Annotated in this window: 18 protein-coding genes and 1 riboswitch; of the genes, 8 read left to right on the forward strand and 10 right to left on the reverse strand. The window is 34.3% G+C overall.

The window, feature by feature from the left end:
* Positions 1-22: 22 nt before the first annotated feature.
* On the reverse strand, positions 23-1,219 hold the full coding sequence (locus L987_RS11020; protein WP_002482260.1) for a DUF819 family protein: 1,197 nt from the start codon (positions 1,217-1,219) through the stop codon (positions 23-25).
* A 155-nt stretch (positions 1,220-1,374) separates the two neighbouring features.
* Between L987_RS11020 and L987_RS11025 the strand changes: the two genes are divergently transcribed.
* From L987_RS11025 to L987_RS13565, 3 genes are all read left to right on the forward strand, one after another.
* The gene (locus L987_RS11025; protein ID WP_047504651.1) at positions 1,375-2,796 is read left to right on the forward strand and encodes an SLC13 family permease; all 1,422 of its coding nucleotides are present in this window, start codon (positions 1,375-1,377) and stop codon (positions 2,794-2,796) included.
* 136 nt (positions 2,797-2,932) lie between these two features.
* Positions 2,933-3,139 carry a hypothetical protein gene (locus L987_RS11030; RefSeq protein WP_002482258.1) on the forward strand — a complete coding sequence of 69 codons (207 nt, stop codon included), beginning with the start codon at positions 2,933-2,935 and terminating at the stop codon, positions 3,137-3,139.
* A 473-nt stretch (positions 3,140-3,612) separates the two neighbouring features.
* Positions 3,613-3,897 carry a YxeA family protein gene (locus L987_RS13565; RefSeq protein WP_256112161.1) on the forward strand — a complete coding sequence of 95 codons (285 nt, stop codon included), beginning with the start codon at positions 3,613-3,615 and terminating at the stop codon, positions 3,895-3,897.
* A gap of 235 nt (positions 3,898-4,132) precedes the next feature.
* Here L987_RS13565 and L987_RS11035 read toward each other — a convergent pair whose 3' ends face one another.
* The 3 genes from L987_RS11035 to L987_RS11045 all read right to left on the reverse strand — a co-directional run bounded on the left by L987_RS11035 (position 4,133) and on the right by L987_RS11045 (position 7,819).
* Positions 4,133-5,002 carry an SDR family oxidoreductase gene (locus L987_RS11035; protein ID WP_011302285.1) on the reverse strand — a complete coding sequence of 290 codons (870 nt, stop codon included), beginning with the start codon at positions 5,000-5,002 and terminating at the stop codon, positions 4,133-4,135.
* A gap of 170 nt (positions 5,003-5,172) precedes the next feature.
* Complete coding sequence (locus L987_RS11040; RefSeq protein ID WP_011302284.1) at positions 5,173-7,068, reverse strand: FtsX-like permease family protein; 1,896 nt, start codon at positions 7,066-7,068, stop codon at positions 5,173-5,175.
* Positions 7,058-7,819: an ABC transporter ATP-binding protein gene (locus tag L987_RS11045; protein ID WP_011302283.1), complete on the reverse strand. Its 762-nt coding sequence runs from the start codon at positions 7,817-7,819 to the stop codon at positions 7,058-7,060. Before L987_RS11045 ends, L987_RS11040 begins: the two co-directional genes overlap by 11 nt.
* A gap of 199 nt (positions 7,820-8,018) precedes the next feature.
* Here L987_RS11045 and L987_RS11050 point away from each other — a divergent pair, with 199 nt between their 5' ends.
* From L987_RS11050 to copZ, 3 genes are all read left to right on the forward strand, one after another.
* Complete coding sequence (locus tag L987_RS11050) at positions 8,019-9,470, forward strand: SulP family inorganic anion transporter (RefSeq protein WP_011302282.1); 1,452 nt, start codon at positions 8,019-8,021, stop codon at positions 9,468-9,470.
* A 174-nt stretch (positions 9,471-9,644) separates the two neighbouring features.
* Positions 9,645-12,029 (forward strand): heavy metal translocating P-type ATPase, encoded by a 2,385-nt coding sequence (locus tag L987_RS11055; RefSeq protein WP_047504653.1) that lies wholly within the window; start codon positions 9,645-9,647, stop codon positions 12,027-12,029.
* Between the two features lie 45 nt (positions 12,030-12,074).
* Positions 12,075-12,281 (forward strand): copper chaperone CopZ, encoded by a 207-nt coding sequence (gene copZ / locus L987_RS11060; RefSeq protein ID WP_011302280.1) that lies wholly within the window; start codon positions 12,075-12,077, stop codon positions 12,279-12,281.
* A 50-nt stretch (positions 12,282-12,331) separates the two neighbouring features.
* On the opposite strand, the gene L987_RS11065 is transcribed toward copZ, so the two are convergent.
* The 5 genes from L987_RS11065 to L987_RS11085 form a co-directional block, all read right to left on the reverse strand.
* Positions 12,332-13,330 (reverse strand): D-lactate dehydrogenase, encoded by a 999-nt coding sequence (locus L987_RS11065; protein ID WP_011302279.1) that lies wholly within the window; start codon positions 13,328-13,330, stop codon positions 12,332-12,334.
* A 25-nt stretch (positions 13,331-13,355) separates the two neighbouring features.
* Positions 13,356-14,513, reverse strand: a complete 1,158-nt coding sequence (locus tag L987_RS11070; protein ID WP_011302278.1) for an aminotransferase class I/II-fold pyridoxal phosphate-dependent enzyme — start codon at positions 14,511-14,513, stop codon at positions 13,356-13,358.
* A 58-nt stretch (positions 14,514-14,571) separates the two neighbouring features.
* Positions 14,572-14,680, reverse strand: a riboswitch (SAM riboswitch).
* Positions 14,681-14,780: 100 nt separating this feature from the next.
* The gene (locus tag L987_RS11075; protein WP_047504656.1) at positions 14,781-15,512 is read right to left on the reverse strand and encodes a transglycosylase family protein; all 732 of its coding nucleotides are present in this window, start codon (positions 15,510-15,512) and stop codon (positions 14,781-14,783) included.
* A gap of 525 nt (positions 15,513-16,037) precedes the next feature.
* Positions 16,038-17,081, reverse strand: coding sequence for a PTS transporter subunit IIC (locus L987_RS11080; RefSeq protein ID WP_047504659.1), 1,044 nt, complete (start codon positions 17,079-17,081; stop codon positions 16,038-16,040).
* Between the two features lie 513 nt (positions 17,082-17,594).
* Entirely contained in the window at positions 17,595-18,023 is a 429-nt protein-coding gene (locus L987_RS11085; protein ID WP_011302275.1) for a 6-pyruvoyl trahydropterin synthase family protein, read from the reverse strand.
* A 131-nt stretch (positions 18,024-18,154) separates the two neighbouring features.
* Here L987_RS11085 and L987_RS11090 point away from each other — a divergent pair, with 131 nt between their 5' ends.
* Entirely contained in the window at positions 18,155-18,508 is a 354-nt protein-coding gene (locus L987_RS11090) for a DUF488 domain-containing protein (protein WP_011302274.1), read from the forward strand.
* A gap of 10 nt (positions 18,509-18,518) precedes the next feature.
* A complete protein-coding gene (locus L987_RS11095) occupies positions 18,519-19,184 on the forward strand; it encodes a DNA-3-methyladenine glycosylase family protein (RefSeq protein WP_011302273.1) in 666 nt (221 codons plus the stop codon).
* Between the two features lie 175 nt (positions 19,185-19,359).
* Here L987_RS11095 and L987_RS11100 read toward each other — a convergent pair whose 3' ends face one another.
* Positions 19,360-19,932 (reverse strand): M23 family metallopeptidase, encoded by a 573-nt coding sequence (locus L987_RS11100; protein WP_206170434.1) that lies wholly within the window; start codon positions 19,930-19,932, stop codon positions 19,360-19,362.
* Positions 19,933-19,996: the final 64 nt, after the last annotated feature.

The following is a 19,996-nucleotide window of genomic DNA, read 5'->3' on the forward strand; positions in this document are numbered from 1 at the left end:
TGCACCTCCATATTTTTTATATTCACCCTAAATAAGTTAAAAGTTGATACATTAACGTTCCTGCATAATTTCCAATAACATAACCTAATGTGCCAATGATAAGTATAGGGCCAACCACCTTCGTCCAACCTTTGCCAATTGCTAATGCGGCAGCAGTTGTTGGCCCACCAGCAGTTGCGTTACTTGCAAGTAAAATTTCTTCTATTTTAAAGCCAAAAATTTTACCAAAGATTAAGCTTAGCCCTAGATTAAAGACAAGGATAATTATAACAAAGATAAACAATAAAGGCGCCGTTGTTATTATCGTAGCAAATGAGGCAGGTGTCCCAATAACCACAAAGAAAATATAAATTAGAAATGTACCAATTTCTGAAGCACCTGCTAAACTTTCAAAGAAGTCTCCCCAAACTGCAACTACAATTAAAGTTAAAGTGGTTAACAATAAATAAGGATCTCCCAAAAAAGAAACAATCAATGTAAGAACTACATTGTGTTGCGGCATCCATTGTTGAATGAGATCAGCACCTTTGAAACTAACTGCTACAAGCGTCACAGCACTTGCAATCGAAAAAGCAATATCTAATAATTGTATTTTTTTTGGCTCCCAATACGCTTGTTGAGATTCTGGAGTACTTTTTGATTCATAGTCACTTTTAAATTGTTTTTTAATTAAAGGCAATGAAGGTAGTGCGATTAGCAGCATAAAATAAAGTGCCATAACGCTATTATCTGCTACTACAGTAGATGAAATCATTTCACTTGGTGTCTCAAGTTTGGAACTCAATGCCGCAAAGTTAACGCCTCCTCCAATGTAACTTCCAGTCATCATGGCTCCTATTTTATTTAAATATGGAATCCATTGATTTAAGATCATAAATCCTACCGTTGTACCAATCATGGTACCTATAGAGGCTACAAAAAATATCACTAATAATCTTCTACTTTCTTTCCAAATCTTCAATATATTAGAACTAAAAAGAAGTAATGGAATAGATAAGGGCACAATATAATCCCACACAGTATCATATACTGGCGCGCTCATTGGAATCACTTTGAAATTTGATAGTAACATTGCCCCAACAAGTGCAATAATCGCACCCGAAATGGTACTCGCCCATCGATAACGTTGTTCTAAAAATAAACTCACCGTTGCCCAAACAATAATGATTGCCCATAATAACCATGTATCATCTTTAGCTACTATTGCACCTATTAGCATAAATAATCCCCCTTCGACAATCTACAATTTGTTAAATTCATTCTACCAGTTACCTCGGATTATTTTTACAATTTTCTGAAAAATGAATTGTTTATAAAGTTTTAAATTGATATTCTTACTGGTACAGGGGTTATAAACAAGGGGGATTTACATTTATGAAACAAAAAATCGGATTGATTTTAGGACCATTACTTTTTATTATCTTTTATTTTATACCTGCCATTACAGGTTTAGCAGACGCACCTAGAGCTGTGTTAGCAGTCACATTATTCGTAGCAACATGGTGGATTACAGAAGCGATTCCAATTCCTGCGACTTCATTAATTCCACTTATTCTCCTACCACTTACAGGTGGTACGGATGAAGTGATTGCAGCAAGTGCGTATGCGGATCCCATTGTTTTTATGTACATGGGTGGATTTATTATTGCGCTAGCGATTGAAAAATGGAATTTACATAAGCGGATTGCGATGACAATCATTTCCATGATGGGCACAAGCAGTAACCGCATTATATTAGGAACAATGATCGCCACTGCCTTTATATCTATGTGGATATCAAATGCTGCGACAGCACTGATGATGTTACCGATTGCCTTAGCACTTATTCAAGAAATTAAGGATGCACAATTTCTCAAACCAGCATCTGCAAGTAAGTTTAGTAAAGCGCTCTTACTTACCGTTGCTTATTCCGCTTCTATTGGTGGACTAGCTACACTCATTGGTTCAGTACCCAATGCAGTCTTTGCTGCCGTTGCATCATCAAGTCTTGATCGGAAAGTATCATTCGCGCAATGGATGATTTTCGCAGTGCCATTAACAGTTATTTTATTAGCAATTCTCTACTTCCTCTTAACAAAATGGCTATTTAAAATTGAAGATGCTGACCAAATATCCTCAGATTTTGCCAAGAAAGCTTTGCATGATTTAGGTCCGATGTCTAAAGAAGAAAAATTAACAGGCATTGTCTTTTTACTCGTTAGTTTATTATGGATTTTCGGAGGGCTTTTACCTGAAACATTGCACATCACAGATACGATTATAGCAATGTTTGGCGCTGTGTTGTTATTCCTTATTCCAGCCAAAAATGCTAAAGGCGGATTACTGGTATGGGACGATATGAATAAGTTACCCTGGGGAATATTACTACTATTTGGTGGCGGTTTGTCTTTAGCTGCAGCATTTGAAGATTCAGGGTTAACAAAATGGTTTGGTGGTATGTTAGGTATTGTGAAGCCACTGCCATTCATACTCATTGTGATTGTATTAACAACGGCCATCCTATTCCTAACAGAAGTGATGTCAAATACTGCCGTTTCAAATATGTTAATGCCTATCAGTATTGGATTTGCAGCAGCTATCAGCCAAGATCCCTTTATCATTATGGGTATCGTTGCCTTATCTTCTACTTGTGCATTTATGTTGCCTATATCCACGCCACCGAATGCAGCCGTATTTAGTTCGGATGAGTTAGAAATGAAAGATATGGTCAAGGCTGGCTTTGTACTTAATATTTTTGCAATTATTGTTATTTCACTCTTTGCGTATTTCTGGCTACCTATCGCATTCGGTTTATAGCTGGATGCTTCACAATAAACGATCGATACGTGCTATACTGCTAAGGTATGACACAACATCTATACTAAGGACGCATGTTAAATTGAGCGAAACAGTATAAACTAGGTATATAAACTTATAAAAGGAGTCAATAATTATGAAATTTTTAATTAAGGGAGCAATTGCCGTGGTCATTATACTTGGTGTCGTGAAGACTTTTGAAGATCATGATGTAACTGCCGAGGCAACAAATTACTATAACCAAGTTAAAAACGGTGAAATACTACAAAGCATTGAAAACGTAAATTTTGACGGTATAAAAAATTTGGATTTCGAAAAGTTGATTCCTTCTGATTTCTTTTAAAGTTTATAACCTCATCAAGACATGACACATAAGTATTTAACATATGCTATACGTTATCTTGAGGTAACGCTATGCATATACAAATTGGATTTACTGTATCGGAATAACGCAATTGCAACAAATAGATTTTCTAAGACAACCTTCAGACTGAAGCAACGGACCGCTTATTTAAAAGCGCCGTTGCTTTTTTGTCGTGAATTTTAATTTCCCTATACATTATAGTGAAATATTATAAATAATTATTTATAATATAATTAAATTATAAAAAGGAGGTTTTCTTATGAAGAAATTCATTGTAAGTTCATTGTTGCTTGTCTCATTTTCCTTAAGCACTAGCCCTATACTCAAAGCCGCTACTGTTTATACTCAAGGTGCCGTTTGGAATTAAAGTATAGGTAGTATTGTCGTTATTAGAAAGTACTCATTTCATTAAAATAAAGGAGCTATCATCATGAAAAAAAACCTTACTCATTATCGTTATCCTTTTCGTACTATTGACAGTTGCCTTCTTCTCATTTGATAAATTTGACAGATTTAACCCATTATTAAAAAAAGAAACCTCTTATGCCATCGTTAAATTAAACACGCAATACTATCAAGATTTATCCATTTATTCTAAACAAGGAGAAAAACGCAGTTATAAAGTGTCATTTAATGGGTATAACCCTTCTGAACAATATGTAAAACTAAAACATAAAGGTACATACGTTGAACATATAGAATATATCAGCAAACAATCTTTCCCATCATTAAAATGATTAAAAATAATATTTCCAATAAAATATTTAACTTTAACAAAAGGTACTTCTCCCCAGTTTTATCAATTAAATATAAGTTTCCAATAACATTAAGCAATCAAAATGAGTCAGAAATCAGATTTTCTAATATAGATTTTTTAGTCCCATCCTGCGAACGATGACTAGAAAATGAAAAAGAGTCTGAAACATTTATGTTTGTCCCAGACTCATTGTCTTATTTTTTCCATTTCTATATTTATGAAGTAATATAATCTCCACCATTAACATGAATCACTTGGCCAGTGATATACGAACTATCCGCATAGGAAGCCAAAAATACATAAGAAGGCGCAAGTTCTGCTGGCTGTCCTCTTCTTTCCATTGGTGTTTCTCCACCTTGATTTTCCACTTTATCTTCAGAAAATGTAGCTGGTATCAGTGGTGTATAAATAGGACCTGGTGCCACAGCATTGACTCGTATGCCTTTGCTCATTAAAGTTGTCGCTAGTGAACGCGTAAATGCAACAATTGCCCCTTTAGTAGCTGAATAATCAATTAGGTGTGCAGATCCTCTATAAGCTGTAACACTCGTCGTGTTAATGATTGCGTCACCTTCTTTTAAATGTGGTACCGCTGCTTGAGATAAAAACATCATTCCAAATATATTTGTTTCAAAAGTTTCTTTGATTTGTTCAGGTGCGATATCTTCAAAATGATCTTGTGGAAATTGAACACCACCGTTGTTTACTAAAATATTCAATTCTCCGAAATCAGCAACGACCTTTTCAATTAATTTTTGTGAATCTTCGACTTTTTTTAAATCATGGGCGTACGCTTTTGCAGTAACACCTAAAGATGATATTTGTTCAACGACCGCTTCAGCATCTTCATGCTCATCATAGTATCCAATCGCTACATTAGCACCCTCTTTTGCATAAAGCACTGCGATAGCACGTCCTATACCAGAGTCACCACCCGTTATTAATGCAACTTTACCTTTTAACTTGCCACCACTTTTATAACTTTCCATTTCCGTTATTGGTTGTGGGTTCATATCTTTCTGTATACCTGGCTGTCTATCTTGTGTGTATCCTTTTATTTGCTTATGAAATTCTAATAAATTCATTAACTATACACCTCTCTGTTATAATCTCTATCCATTTATAGATACCACTTTATTCTTATGACAAACATGAATGGCACAACATAAATTCTAGACAGACTATGTGCGTTATACAAAAAACACTGTAACGATATACGCTACAGTGTTCTAAATAAAAACCAATGCTATTATATTTAAATTGAATGTCTGACGATACGGCTTGAATGTACAAAAGCCATTACTGCAAAAATACCATAAACAATTGAATAGGCAATCATGACGATATAAATAGGAGTCATCGTTGAACCACCCATAAGAAACATAAAGGCTTTTGCTGCAAAGTAAGCATGTAATAATGAAACAATGAGTGGTAGACCAAAGTTGAATATCACTTTAAGTCCAAGCCCTTTCAGCATATCTTGATGTGTATAACCAATCTTACGTAGAATACGGAAGTTAGGAATTTCATCTTCGGTTTCATCCATTTGTTTGATATAAATGATACATCCTGCCGCCACTAAAAATGCTAATCCTAAAAATGCAGTAACAAATAGTAGAATTCCTACAGAATCATTCATATCTTGTCGCTGTGTTTTTTGAGATTGTATGTCTGGATTAATGGATTTAGCAATTTTATTTGCCGCTTTCCAATCACTTTGTTTTTCCAAATTATATCCATATTGATGTTTGGTTTCTACAGCACTTTGTTTCAATTGATTATATTTATCTTCACTAACAATAAGTACCGGTCCAGCATAGCTCACTTCACTACTGAAATGGACATCTTCATTACTGTCTATAACCTTAATTGATTGATCCGGTTTACTTTTCAGTTTAATAATACCTTGATCATTATGTTGTGCAAATCCACCTGCAGCTGCTAAATTAGTTATCTTAGCTTTGTTTCCAGTAATGTCTTTATCTTTAAAATATTGATTACTCGTAATAAACATTTCAGTTGGCATCATATTGCCAGTGCCTCCACTTTCCTTGAAAAAGCTATCCTTCGTCACTTTCACTCTCTCTAATTCTTTATATTGTTCATCGTAACCAATATGCGCCTCATCTAATTTATTTTCGAACGCTTCTGCTTGTTTTTGTTCTGTGAAATTAAAATCTTGTGGAGAACTCAACTTCACATTGTCATCAATCGTTGCTTTGCTAATTGCACCAAAGCATAATACTGTCACTGTCACTGCAGATATTGTGGCAATAATTGTTAAAGATAACGCATTCTTTTTCATTCTATGCATAATTGAAGAAGTAAATACAACATCTGTAATGGACACTTTACCATGTTTAGCATTTTTGATTGTTTTAAAAATAACTGATACTGAACTTCTGAAGAATAGATATGCGCCTACAACTGTTAAGAACAGAATGATAAATGGTGTGAACATCATACCACTTGCAAATTTACCAAACATTTCTGTAGACATATAGTAACCAAAGATAATCATAGCGATACCCAAAATACCAGATATGACTTCAGCAATTGAAATATTATTTTTAGTTGCTTCTGATTTTGAACTATCGTTCATCATTGATAAAATACTGCGTTTTCGTAAAAAGATAAAACTTTGTATCATAATTAAGCACATTGCTACAATAACGAGTAATACAGTTTGTGTAACTGCTGGAAATTGGAATGTTAATGATACGCTTGTACTAATATCCAATATTTTAAGTACAATCATCAGTAGAATTTTCGATCCAAAAACACCTACGATAATACCGATTACACTTGTCACTAAGAACATAGCGATTTGTTCAATCAAAATCATGCGTAAAATATTAGATCTCGTAAGCCCAATGAGTTGGTATAATGCAAATTCACGTGTACGTCTTTTAACAAATAACTGATTTGCGTACATTAAAAAGACGATAATAATAACGAATAAAAAATATGAACCAACGACAGAGCCTTTTTTAATGATGCCTATAGAATTCGCGTTATTGATACTATCTGTATATTTTAATGTAACAAAGCTAAAATATAATACAATACTCACAATGAGCGAAAATATATACATCGCATAGTGACGTAAATTTTGTCTTAAATTTTTAAGAACAATTTGATTAAAGCTCATGTGCCACACCACCTAAGGCTGTTTGCATATGAATGATATTTTTATAAAATGCTTGATTCGTATCTTCACCTTGGTAGACCTCTGAATGAATATTGCCATCTTTCAGCATGATTACTCTATTTGAGTAACTCGCTGCAACAGGGTCATGTGTCACCATAACGATTGTCGCATTCATGTTTTTATTAAGATCTTCAAGTCTATGCAATAAGTCTTGCGCACTTTTAGAGTCTAACGCCCCTGTAGGTTCATCCGCGAAGATAATTGCTGGTTTATGGACTGATGCACGCGCTGCAGCAGTACGTTGTTGTTGACCACCAGAAATTTCATTAGGATATTTATCTCCAAGTTCTTGAATACCTAATGCTTCTGTCACTTCTTTATAATTTTTTTCTTTTTCTTCTTTTGACATTTTTTGAATTGATAGAGGCAACATAATATTTTCTTTAACTGTCAGTGTATTTAAGACACTATAATTTTGGAAAATAAAACCGACTTCTTTTTTTCTAAAGTCTGCCAATGCTTTATTACTCATTTCATTCAATTTGTGACCATTGATTTCAACTGTTCCACTGGTAATATAATCAATAGAACTCAATACATTTAACAAAGTTGTCTTTCCTGATCCAGACGGTCCCATAATAGAAACAAATTCACCTTTTTCTATTGAGAATTCAATCCCTTTTAATACTTCTTGTTGACGATGTCTGTTTCCGTAACTTTTCGTTAGTCCTTCTACTTTCAATATAGACAAGCCGCTCACTCCTTAATTACTGTATAGTCATAGCTTAACGAATCTCAATTCTTTTTTCGTTTGTTTCAACTAACAAATATTTCCATTTAAATGACAAACCTGTCACATATATAAAAAGTATTTTATTCAAATCTTAAAATGCTCAATTATATCTTATGATATAATAGCTAAGTTCAATTTTAAATAAGGAGTACAAGAGATGTTAAATAAATTAAAAAGTGAATGGCTAACTGCACCAGGCACCAATGTTTTAGCTGGTATTGTTGTTGCATTAGCGCTCATTCCAGAGGCCATTTCGTTCTCAATTATTGCTGGTGTGGATCCCATGGTCGGTTTATATTCTTCATTTATTATAGCAGTGGTCATTTCCTTTGTAGGGGGCAGACCAGCTATGATATCTGCTGCTACCGGTTCTGTCGCATTAGTAATTGTTCCTTTAGTCAAAGATCATGGCGTCCAATATTTGCTTGCTGCGACAATACTAATGGGTATCATACAAATCATTTTCGGTATTTTAAAAATAGGAAGATTAATGAAATTCATTCCAAATTCTGTCATGATTGGATTCGTTAATGCACTAGCTATTATGATTTTCATGACCCAAATCAAACATATCTTTGGTATTTCTATCCCAACTTATTTATTTGTTATCTCTACCCTACTTATTATTTACTTGCTACCACGCGTATTTAATAAAGTACCCGCACCACTTGTTGCAATTATACTACTAACCATAACGTATTTAATTACCGGTGCAAAAGTTGAGACTGTGGGTGATTTAGGTGCAATTAATCGTTCATTGCCACAATTCTTTATTCCGGATGTACCATTCAACTTACAGACATTACAAATCATTTTTCCATACTCATTATCTATGGCGATTGTCGGTCTGGTAGAAAGTTTATTGACTGCTAGAATTGTGGATCAAGCAACAGATACATATAGTAGTAAAAATCAAGAATCACGTGGCCAAGGTATTGCTAATGTAGTAACTGGTTTCTTTGGCGCAATGGGTGGTTGTGCGATGATTGGTCAATCTGTCATTAATGTTCGATCAGGTGCAACGACAAGATTATCTACTTTTACTGCCGGTATATTTTTAATCATTTTGATTATCATCTTTGGCGACTGGGTTGTTCAAATTCCAATGCCTATTCTCGCTGCAATTATGGTTATGGTTTCAATTGGTACATTTGATTGGAGATCTTTTAAATTTATTAAAAAAGCACCTCGCACTGATGCATTTGTCATGATTTTAACAGTTGCGATTGTGCTAATCTCTAATAACCTAGCTCTAGGTGTTATCGTCGGTGTCGTTGTGAGTGCACTTTGTTTTGCAACAAAGATTTCAAACGTGGTTGTTACCTACGAAGAAGAGGACGACACCATTCATTATTATATTACTGGACAAATTTTCTTCGTATCTATTGATTCATTAATGAACCAACTTGATTTAGAATTAAGACATAAAACAATTTACTTAAATTTTAAAGATGCACATTTATGGGATGATTCTGCAGTAAATGCCATAGATACTTTAATAGATAATTATCATAAAAAAAACAATACAATTTACGTTCAGTATCTAAATAAAGATAGCCGTAAAATCGTAAATGAATTAAGTAAAGTGAATCAACAACATCTTTTATAAATATTTTCCAAGACTGAAGCATGATATACCTTAATTGGCATACGATGCTTCAGTCTTTTTTTAAACATTGTGTTTGACTTGTATACCTACTAGGGGTATATTATAAATATAAAACAAATGACTTAATCGTATATATCCAGCCATTTTATTTTAACTATAAGGAGGTCACAGCATATGACTGAACAGAAAAAGACGACCATTGGCATTACTGGAATGACATGTGCTGCCTGTGCCAATCGCATTGAGAAAAACTTAAATAAATTAGATGATGTAGAAGCAAATGTGAATGTTACAACTGAAAAAGCTACAATATCTTACAACCCAGAATCAACATCCGCAGATGATTTAACAAAAACCATAGAAAAAACAGGTTATGGTGTGTTAAATGAAACAGCTGAGTTAGATGTTATTGGCATGACGTGTGCAGCATGTTCTAATCGAATTGAAAAAGTATTGAATCGTACAGATGGTGTAGATCAAGCAACAGTCAATTTAACAACTGAAAATGCTACGATTTCCTATAATCCTAGTGCAACGTCTGTTGATGCATTAATTAAAAAAATACAAAAAATAGGTTACGATGCACAACCCAAAAAAGAGGTGGCCGAAAAAAGTTCACAAAAAGAATTAGAATTAAGAAGCAAATTAGTTAAATTAATCATTTCTGCAGTGTTGGCCGCGCCACTCTTGCTAACAATGCTTGTACATCTTTTCGGTATACAAATTCCATCTATTTTTATGAATCCTTGGTTCCAATTTATATTGGCAACACCGGTTCAATTTATTATCGGATGGCAATTTTATGTTGGAGCTTACAAAAACTTAAGAAATGGCTCAGCAAATATGGACGTACTCGTTGCATTAGGTACAAGTGCCGCCTATTTCTACAGTTTATACGAAATGGTCAAATGGCTATTTAATGCTAATGTGATGCCTCATTTATATTTCGAAACAAGTGCCGTATTAATTACACTTATTTTATTTGGTAAATATTTAGAAACTCGTGCAAAAACACAAACGACAAATGCATTAAGTGAATTATTGAATCTTCAAGCCAAAGAAGCGCGCGTTTTGCGGGACAATAAAGAACAGATGATACCGCTAAACGATGTGGTTGAAGGCGATTATTTAATTATTAAACCTGGTAAAAAAATACCTGTAGACGGTAAAATCATTAAAGGAAAAACGTCTATTGATGAATCGATGCTAACTGGTGAATCCATGCCAGTTGAAAAAGTGCAAGATGATAACGTTATCGGTTCAACTATGAATAAAAATGGTTCTATCACTGTTAAAGCTACGAAGGTAGGAAAAGATACTGCCCTCGCGTCTATTATTAAAGTTGTTGAAGAAGCACAAGGTTCGAAAGCACCGATACAACGTCTAGCCGATGTTATTTCAGGTTACTTTGTACCTATCGTCGTTGGTATCGCAGTACTCACTTTTATTATATGGATTGCATTCGTTCAACAAGGTCAATTTGAACCCGCATTAGTTGCCGCAATTGCAGTACTCGTCATTGCGTGTCCTTGTGCACTTGGTTTAGCAACACCTACATCAATCATGGTAGGAACTGGAAAAGCTGCAGAAAACGGTATTTTATTTAAAGGTGGCGAACACATTGAACGTACCCATCAAATCGATACCGTCGTACTTGATAAAACAGGTACGATAACCAATGGGAAACCAGTAGTCACTGACTTTGATGGTGATGAAGAAGCTTTGCAATTATTAGCTAGCGCAGAAAAAGGTTCAGAACATCCTTTAGCAGATGCCATTGTAAATTATGCCCAAACGATGAATATTAAATTATTAGATACAACTGATTTCGAAGCGGTACCTGGGCGCGGTATTAAAGCAAATATATCTGGCAAAAATTTAATTGTTGGTAACCGTCAATTTATGAACGACGAAAATGTCGATATAAAAGATTCAGAAGACATCATGACTCAATTTGAAAAATCTGGTAAAACAGCAATGTTAATTGCAATCAATCAAGAATATAGAGGGATGGTTGCCGTTGCAGATACAGTCAAAGACTCAACTGCTGCTGCAATTAAACAATTACATGATCTCAATATTAAAGTCGTCATGTTAACCGGTGACAATGAACGTACAGCACAAGCTATTGCCAATGAAGTTGGTATCGATACAATCATTGCCCAAGTATTACCAGAAGAAAAAGCAGCAAAAATCAAATCACTCCAAACCCAAGATAAAACCATTGCGATGGTGGGTGACGGCGTTAACGATGCACCAGCACTCGTACAAGCCGATATTGGTATTGCTATTGGTACTGGCACAGAAGTCGCTATTGAAGCCGCAGATGTTACAATTCTAGGCGGTGACTTATTATTAATACCTAAAGCCATTAAGGCAAGTAAAGCAACCATACGTAATATTCGCCAAAACTTATTCTGGGCATTTGGTTATAATGTTGCAGGTATACCTATCGCCGCACTTGGTTTGCTCGCACCATGGATTGCTGGTGCAGCCATGGCTCTAAGTTCTGTTAGTGTAGTAACAAATGCGTTAAGATTAAAACGTATGAAATTATAAATGATATATAATACAATCATACGACTTTATGAGGAGGTGATTTATATGGCTACAGAAACAATTCAAGTAGAAGGCATGAGCTGTGACCATTGCAAACATGCTGTAGAAACTGCATTAACTGAGCTTGATGGTGTATCAACAGCTGACGTTAGTCTAGAAGCCGGTAATGTTAAAGTAGATTTTGACGATGACAAAGTTACAATGCCTCAAATGAAAGACGCAATAGAAGACCAAGGTTACGATGTTAAATAAATATAAAAGAAGGGACGCTTAGTCATTTAAGCGCCCCTTCTTTTATATATTTAATTTACTCTTAAACGCGTGTCACCTGTTTTTATGACTTCCATCGTTGCATCTAATGCATCAACAATTAAATTTTCGACAGCGGCATCTGTATAAAATGCAATGTGTGGTGAAACAATGACATCTGGTCGTTCAATCAATTGCTTTAACATATCATCATTAAATGCTGTATGACGTTGATCACTAGGGAACAAGCCTTTTTCACCTTCATACGTATCTAATGCTGCACCTTTTATCAAACCTCGATCTAAAGCATCGATTAATGCACTTGTTTTCACAATTGTACCTCGAGCACAATTAATAAATACAGAACCTGGTTTAAATTCATTGAATAAAGTTTCATCAAACAAATAATCATTTTCCTTACTAGCTGGAATATGTACTGTTACGATATCTGCATTTTGGATTGCTTCATTGATGGTACTTGCATAAGTTAAAAAGCTTCTATAATCATCATTAGGTGCAATGTCATAAGCCGTTACTTCAGCGTCAAATCCTTGCGCAAATATCTTAGCAACAATTGAACCAATGCGACCTGTTCCAATGACAGCAACTTTCAAGTCTCTAATAGAACGTGATAATATATCCGGTTGCCACCTAAAATCATATTCAGCAGTTTTTTGTTGAATGTCATTATAATTACGAACTAGATTGAGTGCTTGTGACACAGTATATTCCGCAATTGAATGTGGTGAATAAGAAGGTACATTACTAATAATCAAATTATATTTTTCCGCCAATTCAAAATCATAAATATCAAAGCCAGCACTACGTTGAGCAATTTGTTTAATCCCAAAATCATGTAATTGCTTATAAATGGTTTCGTCCAATGGTATTTGTTGCGAAATAGACACACCATCAAATCCTTTTACACGTGAGACAGTTTCACATGTTAATAAATCTTCATCTAAATCGACTTCTACTTTATGCTTATTAGACCAAGCTTCAATGAAAGCTTTATCCTCATTTCTAACGCCAAAAAGTTTTATACGCGTCATGTTAGCATCCCCTTTAAAATTAATGTTATTCATACAGATGTCTCAGAGATTGGATTCTCTCGGCAGCTACTTTCAATTGCTCATCATCAAGCGCTAATGATATACGCACATAGTTTTTACCATGTTCACCAAACGGAATACCCGGTGCAACAAGTATGGATTGCTCTTGTAATAAATAGTCAACAAATGATTCCCCATCAAAATTTGGCGGCGTTTTTAGCCACAAGAATATACCACCTTTCATCGGTTCAAATGGAATATTTTCTTCCTTTAACTTCGCTTCAAAAGTATCCCTACGTTGTTTGAAAATATTACTTTGTTCGTCCAAGAAATCATCATAGTGATTCAATGCATAGGTCGCTGCATCTTGTAACGCACCAAACATACCCGCATGCGTGTGTGTGTGATATTTTTTCAACGCTTGAATCATATCTTTATTGCCTACTGCAAATCCAACTCTAAAACCGGACATATTATATCCTTTAGATAATGAAAATACTTCAATCGCTAAATCTTTTGCACCTTCTGTTTGTAAAATACTCGGATTTTTATGATCAAACCCAAATGCACTGTACGCAAAATCATGAACTATTTTAGTCTTTGTACCTTTAAATTGCGCTACAGCCTCATCAAATACAGCTTGTGTAGCTACTGATCCAGTAGGATTATTTGGATACGTTAAATAGACTAATCGCGTATTTTTCAATATATCCCTATCCACTTTATCCCATTGAGGCAAGTAATATGGTGGTTCTAATACGAGCGGTTGTGGATGTGCATCAGCTAATAAGACACCCGCCTTATAATCTGTATAACCTGGATCTGGTAGTAGTACATTTTCACCAGGATTAACAATACAAGATGGTAAAGCTACCAAACCATTTTTAGTTCCGTACAAAATACAGACTTCATCGTCTTTATCTAACACGACATCATATTGCCTTTGATAAAAATCTACAATCGCTTGTTTAAAAGTCTCTTTACCATGAAATGCTACATACTTTTGATTATTTGGCTCTCGCAATGCATCTGTAAAACAATCAATAATCCCTGTTGGTGTTTCTCCATCTGGTATACCTACCGCCATATTAATTAAAGGTAACGGCCCATGTTCAACAGGCTGCCCCATCGTTTTTGCAAAATAACTATCTGGTACTTGTGCTAATCTATCCGAAATCACCATCAAAGTCCTCCTAATAAAAAAACTATATACCTACGAAAGTGGCATATAGTTTACATGTCACCTATCTTTCAAGTAGTGTTACTTGTTGGACGAAGCACAGTACTTCTTTACAAAGTCTGTTGCTGAAGCTTCACAGGGCCAATTCCCTCAACTTCTCTGGATAAGTTTTGCTTTTAAATTACTATTAATTTTATCAGAATATTCAAACATGTCAATGCAAAAAAAGAGCGACTCTAAAGAGTCACTCTTTGTCTATATAATTAAATCTTACCAAGCAACCCATGCTCCAGCACCTTGGTTATTATAAACTTCAACAGCTTTATCTATTTGATCTTGAACTGACATACCTGCATGTTCACCATGGCCTAATAATTGGAATAATCCGTATGCACCTGATGAAGCATTAACAGCATTTGCGTTACCGCCACTTTCACGTTGGATAACACCTTTCCATTGTGAAGCTGATACACCAGTACGTTCTGCCATTTGATTAGCAATTGCATCAATACTTGATGTTGATGTTGTAGTTGTTGTAGTTGTTGATTTAGTTGAAGTACTTGTTTGTGCAGTTTGAACGTTTGTGTTAGATGAAGCTTTAGGCGCTTCAACAGCTGCTACTTCAGTGTTGCTTGATTGTTGTTGTGTACGAACTTCGTTAGCTGAAGTTTCGTTAGTGTGTGTAGTTGCTTGAGCAGTTACATCTTGGATAGTGTTAGAAGATGCACTTTGAGCACCTGCAGTTGTATAATTCCATGACCAAGTTTGGCCATCAGAAGTGAAAGTATATTCGTTTCCACCTAATACGAAATCATAGTTATACGCACCAGCGTGTAATGGTTTTTCATTTAATTGCTCTGGGTTGTTTTGAGCTAAGTCAGCTAAATGCGCTTGGTCGATATTTTCTTCTGATGCATGCGCTTGATTGTGATCAGCTGTTGCTGCATATCCTGTTACACCTAATGCTACTGCTAATGATGATGCTAAAATTGTTTTCTTCATAATAAAAAAATCCTCCAATTAATTTCTTTTTAAGTTAAATTATATTTTCGTTAAATTATTTATCGTATGTGCTGAAATCTTTTAAATTTAATGTCTTATCTTTTCGCCACAAATAATATACCATAAATTTCGTTCAGTTATATTACACTTCCTTAACAAAACGTTACAAATCAAATTCCACTTTGTAACATTACGACATATTTGTTTTATTTTATAATGCTAAATAACTATTGATAGATAAAAGGATATTATATGAGTATATGATATAAAGCGATTAAATAAATTTACATTTAAGAAAATCATATATTCTGAAATATTACAAATCACACTTTTGTTACATAACTGTAAAATAACAAAAAGACAAAAAAATTATATTTTGGAGTAAAACTTGCAAATTTTTTTGTTTAAATTAAAAAAAGACCACTGATGGGTGGCCTTTTTTAATCATTTTATATTTTTTTATGTAACGACAACCTTATGCTTTATTACAAAATATGACACACATTTTAAGCAAATTGTGTAACCTTACGCTAAGAACTTGAAGATTTCTCTATCATATATTTTCAATATCTTCATATATAACGTATTAATTAAATACCCCATAACAAATGGTACGACAAAAAATGAAATAAACACAAAAACTAAATTCAATATTATTGAATGTTCCATAAATCTAAAAGCACTGATCGGTCCAACTAGTCCGATAATACCAAAACCAGCTGATTCCTTTGTACCTCCAATACCAATTAACCCACCAACTAAACCTGTAATAAGCGCATTGGTAAAAATAGGTAACAATATAATAGGATGTCTGACCATATTCGGAATCATCATTTTGACGCCACCTAAGAATATCGTAAGTGGTACACCCGCTCTATTTATTTTAAGTGTGCCTGCTACTAATGCACCTTCACACGCAACAATACCTAGTGAAGCTGAACCTGCAGCTAAGCCATTGATACCAATAGCTAAAGCAGTCGCAACTGTGGAAATTGGTGAAATAATAATAAAGCTAAACACTAATGCAATGAGCATTGACATAAGGACTGGCTGCAACTCAGTAAAAGAATTTACTAAGTTCCCAATACCTGTTGTAATCATTTGGATATATGGTAAGGTAAATACACCAATTACACTTGCGATGACCCCCACAATGGTAGGTAAAATAATTAATGTCAGACTGCCAAATTTTTCTCCTACTAATAATATTAAAAATACTGCAATCGCTGCAGTAAGCATTGTATTAATTAAATCTCCAACTCCAACTAATAACCACACGCCATCTTTGAATTGTGCTGCGCCGCTTCCTACAAATGCAGAGCTAGCTACGACTGCAGTTGCTAATGGGCTTAGTTTGAAACGCATGGCAATTAAAGCACCTACTAATAAAGGAACTGTAAATTGAATACTTTCCACAACTTGCAATAAAGTTGTAAATACTGAAGATTTTGGTGCAAAAAGTTTAAATAATTCTCCCAAGATCGCATTAGGAATTAAACCTGCAACAATAGCAATTGCTACACCTGACAGAACATTATATAGAAATTGTTTTGGACTTACTTTAATCATAGAAGTTCCCCCCTAAGCTGAAATAGAACACTACCATATCATATTTTCTTAATTTTCAGAATATTTATTTTGTATTATTTTTCACTTTTACTAAATTCATCACAGGGGTGATTTCATTTAGTAGCAAACACAAAACATTGGAGGAACTCGACTTTCTAAAAATCGCATCTTATATCAAGCTAATTTTAAGTGTTTTCTAAAACGATATATATCAAACTAGCGAGTCTAGGACATAAATAGTGGTCCTAAACTCGCTTACATTTAGCATTAGCAGATAGTTGAATTGAAAATGTAAATCCTCTCGTATTTAAAGAAACTAATTTTTTCATTTTTATGGAAACGTGTCGTACTGATACATAAGCCAAAACTTAGATATGCCACATAAAAATGCTAGTAAGACTTATCCATGAGCTTTAACTTAATCATCCTTGCCTTAATTGCATAGGTAGAACTAAGAAATCTCTATTAGAAATTTTGATTTCTGTTCTACTCACACTTTTTATATCGTCATTTTTATTTATCCATTAATTCTGTTGTTAACACTAACCCCTGTGTATCCGTTTCAAAAAATTCTAGCTTTTGTAATGAATTATTTTCAGGTAAGTGTTTATTAAATTGATGCCAAATCCAAATCGCAATATTTTCTGCTGTTGTATTCATCTCTGGCAATGTTTCATTCACAAGTTGACCATCAATATAAGGCGCTATTTCTCTTTCATACAGTTTATCTACTTCATTAAAATCCATAGCTAGCCCATATGCATCAATGCTAGATAATATTTCTATATTGAACTTATATGTTTGGTTTTCTAAATCTTTATGCACAGTTTGAGTAAAATAAATTCTATTATCACATGTAAATTCATAATAATTTTTTATTAACACTTCACCCTCTTTATATCGAAAATGGTCAGGTGGTTGAATATGATCAAATTTAGACATTAACATCACTCCTATTTCCCTTTTTATTTATATACCCATTCCTGTTCCTTCTATAATATAACTATGTTTTCAAATTTCATTTAACGGTAATAATATGATTGATACTAAATGATTTTCAGGGAGGCAGTAGCATGACAATTGAAATACAACGCATTTATGAAAATAATCAGAGCGAAGGTACGCGTATACTTGTAGATCGTGTTTGGCCTAGAGGCATATCAAAAGAAGACGCAAATTTAGATTTTTGGTTAAAAGAGCTAGCGCCAACTACCGAATTAAGAAAATGGTTCAATCACGATCCCAAATTATATGCTGCTTTTAAAGAAAAATATGCCAAAGAATTACGTGACAATGAATCACAAAAAGAAGCCTTTGAAAAATTAAAATCTATCATTTCTAATACTGAGAATGACGTCATCTTATTATTTGCAGCAAAAGATGAACAGCACAATCAAGCAGTTGTGCTTCAAGACTTATTAAATTAAGAGGTAATTTATGAATACATGGCAAATTTCCGTTCAAGATGCATGCGTACAAACGCTAATTAAACAAGATGCCACACTTGCGCAGTTAATTAACCAGATAGGAGATTTACAGATTCAGACGCGCGCAGACCCGTTAAAATCCCTTATCCGGTCTATCATCGGACAGCAAATTACAGTAGCTGTAGCGCAATCTATTTTCCAAAAATTATCCATCGCCATTGACGATCACTGGACGGTAAATCAATTATCACAACTAAGAGAATCCGAAATGAAAGCGTTAGGTTTATCTCAATCAAAAATAAACTATATCCAAAATGTACTATTTGCAGTGCGCAATGGACAATTGAATTTTGAACAACTCTACAAAATGGACGATAATAGCGTTATTAACGCACTGACTCAAATTAAAGGGATTGGTAGATGGACTGCCGAAGTTTTTCTTCTATTTACATTACAGCGCAAAAATATATTACCTATATACGATGTTGGATTGCAACGTGCTGCTCAATGGTTATATCAAACAACCAAAGCCGAAAGAAAGAAACAACTCACTATCTGTAAGGAACAATGGCAGGGTTGTGCTTCAATTGGTGCATTCTATTTATGGGAAGCAATTCATCAAGATTTATTACAATACGATTCTATCTATGATATACCAAAAGACCATAAAAATTAGGGCGAGGCAATGAAATCAAACATTATCATTTGAATTCATCGTCTCGCCCTATTCACGTTATCTCAAAAGCTATTATTTTTTCATAAACCCCATTTTTCATTACTTCTTGTGTTGTTTGGTATTAATAGTATGAAAAACTCTAACTTCTAGAATCTCTTTTATTTAATATAGCGATTTACTCTACTTCAAATAAACTTTCTTCTCCATTTGGCAAATCTTTAACATAATCTTTAGGGTCTATCGCATAATCGTTACCAACGCCACCTTCCATACGTTGAAAATGCAAGTGTGCGCCAGTCGTTTGTTCACCGGTATTACCTGACAGTGCAATCGTATCACCTGCTTTAACGTCATCTCCTACTTCCACTTTAAATTCATTAAGATGCATATACCACTGATGATATTCACCATTTGACTCTGCTATCTGAATTACTTTACCACCTAAATCATCATCGAATGTTCGCGTCACTTTGCCATCAGCAGCCGCTTTGATTGGCGTATCTTCAGGCAAATGATAATCGATGCCGTAGTGTTTACCATCAAATTCACTAAATTCATATTCCCCAAAATTTTCTGTTTCCCTACTGCCATCGAAAAATTTACTAAAAGAATCTTCACTTTCACCTTGGTCTGCGTCCTGATTTTGTGTAGTAAATGTTTCATTCATATTTTCTTTTATATCATTTATATTCAGTATTAACCACGTTAGTGGAACAATAATAATTATTAGTAAGACAATCCATTTCATTACATTTTTCACTATTTGATTCACCTTTTAATCATTTTAAGTATTGGCTTTTTAGTATACTTTT

It is taken from the genome of Staphylococcus sp. ZWU0021 (genome assembly GCF_000798895.1).
Taxonomy (GTDB): domain Bacteria; phylum Bacillota; class Bacilli; order Staphylococcales; family Staphylococcaceae; genus Staphylococcus; species Staphylococcus saprophyticus.